We start from the raw sequence: 5,474 nt of genomic DNA, 5'->3' as shown, positions 1-5,474 counted from the left end.
CTCAAACGCCGGACGGGCTGGATAGGGCTGGGCGGGATGCAGAGCGGCCGTTCCCGTCAGTCCCTGGCCAGGCCGAAGCGGGAGCGGAAGCCCGGGCGTTCGTCCGTGGCCACCGCGGCCGCGCCGGCCGTCACCGTCTCGTACACCGACAGGATGTCCGCGCCGACGGTGGACCAGTCGAAGCGGCGCACATGGGCGCTGCCGTGGTCCCGCAGCTGCGCGCGGCGATCCGGGTCGGCCAGGAGGCGTACGGCCGCGTCGGCCAGGGCGTCCGCGTCCTCGTTGGCGAACAGCTCCCCCGCCGCCCCCTGGTCGAGGACCTGGGCGAAGGCGTCCAGGTCGGAGGCGAGCACGGGGGCGCCGGCCGACATCGCCTCGACCAGGATGATGCCGAAGCTCTCGCCGCCGGTGTTGGGGGCCACGTACAGGTCGATGCTGCGCAGGAAGCGTGCCTTGTCCTCGTCGCTGACCATGCCGAGGAACTCGACGCGGGATCGGAGCTCGGCGGGCAGCGTCTCCACCGCCTCCTCCTCGTCGCCCCGGCCGGCCACCAGCAGCCGGGTCTGCGGACGGGCGGCGAGGATCTTCGGCAGGGCCTTCATGAGCACCGGCAGGCCCTTGCGCGGCTCGTCGATGCGGCCGATGAAGCCGATCGTGTCGCCCTGCCACTCGGGGTTCGGCTCGGCCTTGGCGAAGAAGTCCACGTCGACGCCGTTCGGGATCACGACGGCGTCGCCGCCCAGGTGCTCGACGAGCGTGCGGCGGGCGTACTCGCTCACGGCGATCCGGGCGCTGATCTTCTCCAGCGCCGCCTGCAGGATCGAGTACGCGGCGATCATCGCGCGCGAGCGCGGGTTCGAGGTGTGGAAGGTCGCGACGATGGGTCCCTCGGCGGCCCAGCAGGTCAGCAGACCCAGCGACGGCGAGGTGGGCTCGTGGATGTGGACCACGTCGAACGCGCCGTCGTGCAGCCAGCGCCGGACCCGGGCCGCCGAGAGGAAGCCGAAGTTCAGGCGGGCCACCGAGCCGTTGTACGGCACCGGGACCGCGCGGCCGGCGGAGACGACGTACGGCGGCAGGGGCGTGTCGTCGTCCGCGGGGGCCAGCACGGACACCTCGTGGCCCAGGCGGATGAAGTATTCGGCCAGGTCCCGGATGTGGAACTGGACCCCGCCCGGTACGTCCCAGGAGTACGGGCAGACGATGCCGATCCTCACGCGCGCTCCCCGTCGACGGGCCGCGGTTCCAGGTCCGCGAGCCACAAACGCTGCAGCATGTGCCAGTCCTCCGGATGGTCGGCGATCCCCGTGGCGAAGGCGTCGGCCAGCGCCTGTGTCATGACGGACGTCTTCTCGGCGCGCGTACCTGTCTCGGGTACCTCGACCGGGGGGTGGATCCGGCCGCGCATGACGGGCGAGTCGTCGTACCAGAGGGTGACGGGCAGCAGGAGCGCGCCCGTCTGCTGGGCGAGGAGGGACGGGCCCGCGGGCATCCGTGCCGTCTCGCCGAAGAACTTGACCTCCACGCCGGAGGCGGACAGGTCACGGTCGGCGACCAGGCAGACCAGGCCGCCGTCGCGCAGCCGCCGGGCCAGGGTGCCGAACGCGGAGCCGCCGCTGTGCGGCAGGACCTCCATGCCGAGGCCCTCGCGGTAGGCCACGAAGCGGTCGTAGAGGGTCTCGGGCTTGAGGCGCTCCGCGACGGTGGTGAAGGGGGTTTCGAGCTTGGTGGTGACCCAGGCGCCGGCGAGGTCCCAGTTGGCCAGGTGCGGCAGCGCGAGGATCACGCCCCGGTCGGAGGCCAGGCCGTCGGTCAGGTAGTGGGCGTCCTGGACGTCGAAGCCGGTCCTGACCCGCTCGGGGCTCCAGGCGGGCAGCCGGAAGGACTCCATCCAGTAGCGCAGGTACGAGCGCATGCCCGCGCGCGACAGCTCGGCGAGCCGCTCGGGGCTCGCGTCGGGCACCACGCGCGCGTAGTTGCTCTCCAGGCGCAGGACGCCCTTGCCGCGCCGCTTCCAGGCGAGGTCCGCGATGGTGCGGCCCAGGCCCGTGGCCACCGGCTCGGGGAGTTTCTTGACGGTGCTCCAACCGAGTCCGTAGAGGGAGTCGGTCAGCCGGTCGGCGATGCTCACTTCGCCGCCTCGCTCCCCTGGGACGCGTTGCTCCCCCGGGACGTGTTCGCGCCGTTCTCGGCGGCGGCCGCCGCCTCGGCCTCGGCGGACTCCCGGCGAACCGTGACGACGCGCTGGATCAGGGTGACCAGGCTGCCGACGGCGACGATCCACAGAGCGACCGGCAGCAGGTACTGGATGCCGGGCACGCCGAATTTGTGCAGGCCCGCGAGACCGGCGGCGACCAGCGAGATCACCAGTCGCTCGGCGCGCTCCACGAGCCCGTTGACGGCGACCGGCAGTCCGATCGACTCGCCACGGGCCTTGGTGTACGACACCACCTGGCCGCTGGCCAGGCAGAAGATCGAGACGGCGCACAGGACGTTGTCGTCGCCGTTGCCCGCGTACCAGAGCGCGAAGCCGCCGAAGATGGCGCCGTCGGCGACCCGGTCCAGGGTGGAGTCCAGGAAGGCGCCCCAGCGGCTGGTGCGGCCCAGCTGGCGGGCCATGTTCCCGTCGACCAGGTCGGAGAAGACGAACAGCGTGATCACGACCGTGCCCCAGAAGAACTCGCCCCGGGGGTAGAAGATCAGTGCGCCCGCGACCACACCGGCGGTGCCGAGCAGCGTCACCGTGTCGGGGCTGACGCCCCTGCGGATGAGAAACGCGGCGAACGGCGTGAGGACACGCGTGAAGAATGCACGCGCGTACTTGTTCAGCATGGCCTTCCCGACGGTCGGTGTCGCCGCGCGGCCCCTGCTGGCCACCGGCTGGCCCATCGTAGCCACGCGCGCGTGTCGGCGACCGCCGGGCACCCGGACCAGGCTCCTTCGGACGCGGCGGACGGCCCGCCACCCACGGCCCACGGCGGGATCGGGTCCGTCGTATGGACGCAACGTGACGGGAGTGGAAAGCTCGAAGGACCGCGGGCGTCGCCGGAGCCGCCAGTGCACGCGGTCCCGCGTGTCCGCGCCCCCAGTGACCTCACCGTGTACGGGAGGCAGGAACATGGGCGACAAGGCACAGACACACCCTGGAGCCGCCGGCAGGGCTACGGCGGCCGACCACCCCGCGTCCGTACGGAATGTGGTGCTGGTCGGCCACTCCGGATCGGGCAAGACGACTCTGGTGGAGGCTCTCGCGCTGACCGCGGGGGCCGTGAACCGGGCGGGCCGCGTGGAGGACGGCGGCACCCTCTCCGACTACGACGAGATCGAGCACCGGCAGCAGCGCTCCGTGCAGCTGTCCCTGGTGCCCGTCGAATGGAACGGCATCAAGATCAACCTTCTCGACACCCCCGGATACGCCGACTTCGTCGGAGAGCTGAGGGCCGGTCTGCGAGCCGCGGACGCGGCTCTCTTCGTCGTCTCGGCCTCGGACGGGGTGGACGGCTCGACCCGGATGGTGTGGGAGGAGTGCGCGGCCGTCGGCATGCCGCGGGCCATCGTGGTCACACACCTGGAGGCCGCCCGCGCGGACTTCGACGAGATGACCCGGGTGTGCGCGCAGGCGTTCGGCGGCGACGACCCCGACGCCGTGATCCCGCTGTACCTGCCGCTGTACGGCGCGCAGGGCCCCGACGGGCACGCGCCCGTGACCGGGCTGACCGGGCTGCTCTCGCAGAAGCTGTTCGACTACGCGAGCGGGGAACGCAAGGAGTCCGAGCCGGACGCGGACCAGCTGCCGGGGATCGAGGAGGCGCGCAACCGGCTCATCGAGGGGATCATCTCGGAGAGCGAGGACGAGACCCTCATGGACCGCTACCTCGGCGGCGAGCAGGTCGACGTCAAGACGCTGATCGAGGACCTGGAGCGGGCCGTCGCCCGCGGGGTCTTCTTCCCCGTCCTGGCCGCCGCCCCCGCGGCCGAGGGCGCCAAGCAGGGACTCGGCACCGTCGAGCTGCTGGAGCTGATCACGGGCGGCTTCCCGACCCCGCTGGAGCGGCGGGCCCCGGACGTCACCACGGTCGACGGCAAGCCGCGTGAGCTGAAGACCTGCGATCCCGGCGGGCCGCTGGTCGCCGAGGTCGTCAAGACCTCCTCCGACCCGTACGTGGGCCGGGTCTCCCTGGTCCGGGTCTTCTCCGGCACGCTGCGGCCCGACGAGACGGTGCACGTCTCCGGGCACGGGCTGGCCGACCGCGGGCACGAGGACCACGACGTCGACGAGCGGATCGGCGCCGTGTCCACGCCGTTCGGCAAGCAGCAGCGGCCGGTGTCGCACGCCGTCGCGGGCGATCTGGCGTGCGTGGCGAAGCTGGGCCGGGCCGAGACCGGGGACACCCTGTCGGCCAAGGACGATCCGCTGCTCATGGCGCCGTGGGAGATGCCCGACCCGCTGCTCCCGCTGGCCATCCAGGCGCACAGCAAACCGGACGAGGACAAGCTCTCGCAGGGCCTGAGCAGGCTGGTCGCCGAGGACCCGACGATGCGTCTGGAGCAGAACCAGAACACGCATCAGGTCGTGCTGTGGTGCCTGGGCGAGGCCCACGCGGACGTCGCTCTGGAGCGGCTGCGCAGCCGCTACGGCGTCCAGGTCGACGTCGTGCCCCACCGGGTGTCGCTGCGGGAGACGTTCGCGAACAAGGCCGCCGGGCGCGGGCGCCATGTGAAGCAGTCCGGCGGGCACGGCCAGTACGCCATCTGCGAGGTCGAGGTCGAGCCGCTGCCCGGCGGTTCGGGCATCGAGTTCGTGGACAAGGTGGTCGGCGGCGCGGTGCCGCGGCAGTTCATCCCGTCCGTGGAGAAGGGCGTACGCGCCCAGGCGGCCAAGGGAGTCGCGGCCGGCTATCCGCTGGTCGACGTGCGCATCACGCTGCTCGACGGCAAGGCGCACTCCGTCGACTCCTCCGACGCCGCGTTCCAGACGGCGGGCGCGCTGGCGCTGCGGGAGGCCGCGGCGGACGCGAAGATCCATCTGCTGGAGCCGGTGGCCGAGGTGACCGTCCTGGTCGGCGACGACTACGTCGGCGCCGTGATGAGCGATCTGTCCGGGCGGCGCGGCCGGGTGCTCGGCACTGAACAGGTGGGCTCCGGACGGACGCTCGTACGGGCCGAGGTGCCGGAGTTCGAGATCGGCCGGTACGCGGTGGACCTGCGGTCGCTGTCGCACGGCACCGCCCGTTTCAGCCGTGCGTACGCGCGGCACGAGCCGATGCCGCCGCAGATCGCCGAGAAGATCCGCGAACAGGCCAAGGAAGCCTCCTAGTCGGCTTCCTCGGGACACTCCGCCGAGCTGTGCGGAACGCTCCCCTCCGAGTCGGGGGGGGGGGGGGGGGGGGCGCCCCCCCCCGAGGGGGGCCGGGGGGTTCGCGAAACACACAAAGACAAACACACCCCAGAGAGACAAAAGGGGGCACAAACAG

Annotated in this window: 4 protein-coding genes; 1 reads left to right on the top strand and 3 read right to left on the bottom strand. The window is 72.1% G+C overall.

From position 1 onward, the window contains the following. Window positions 1–56: 56 nt before the first annotated feature. From ACWGKT_RS48170 to pgsA, 3 genes are read right to left on the bottom strand one after another with little or no spacing between them, the layout of a single operon-like run. Window positions 57–1,217, bottom strand: coding sequence for a glycosyltransferase family 4 protein (locus ACWGKT_RS48170; RefSeq protein ID WP_453278770.1), 1,161 nt, complete (start codon window positions 1,215–1,217; stop codon window positions 57–59). Continuing rightward, entirely contained in the window at window positions 1,214–2,131 is a 918-nt protein-coding gene (locus ACWGKT_RS48165; RefSeq protein ID WP_235458859.1) for a phosphatidylinositol mannoside acyltransferase, read from the bottom strand. The genes ACWGKT_RS48170 and ACWGKT_RS48165 overlap by 4 nt, the downstream gene beginning before the upstream one ends. Next, a complete protein-coding gene (gene pgsA / locus ACWGKT_RS48160) occupies window positions 2,128–2,889 on the bottom strand; it encodes a phosphatidylinositol phosphate synthase (protein WP_453278769.1) in 762 nt (253 codons plus the stop codon). The genes ACWGKT_RS48165 and pgsA overlap by 4 nt, the downstream gene beginning before the upstream one ends. A 229-nt stretch (window positions 2,890–3,118) precedes the next feature. Here pgsA and ACWGKT_RS48155 point away from each other — a divergent pair, with 229 nt between their 5' ends. Continuing rightward, window positions 3,119–5,317 carry an elongation factor G-like protein EF-G2 gene (locus ACWGKT_RS48155; RefSeq protein WP_453278768.1) on the top strand — a complete coding sequence of 733 codons (2,199 nt, stop codon included), beginning with the start codon at window positions 3,119–3,121 and terminating at the stop codon, window positions 5,315–5,317. Window positions 5,318–5,474: the final 157 nt, after the last annotated feature.

This window comes from Streptomyces sp. NPDC054794 (assembly GCF_053611585.1).
This window is presented reverse-complemented; position numbering and strand designations above follow the sequence as displayed.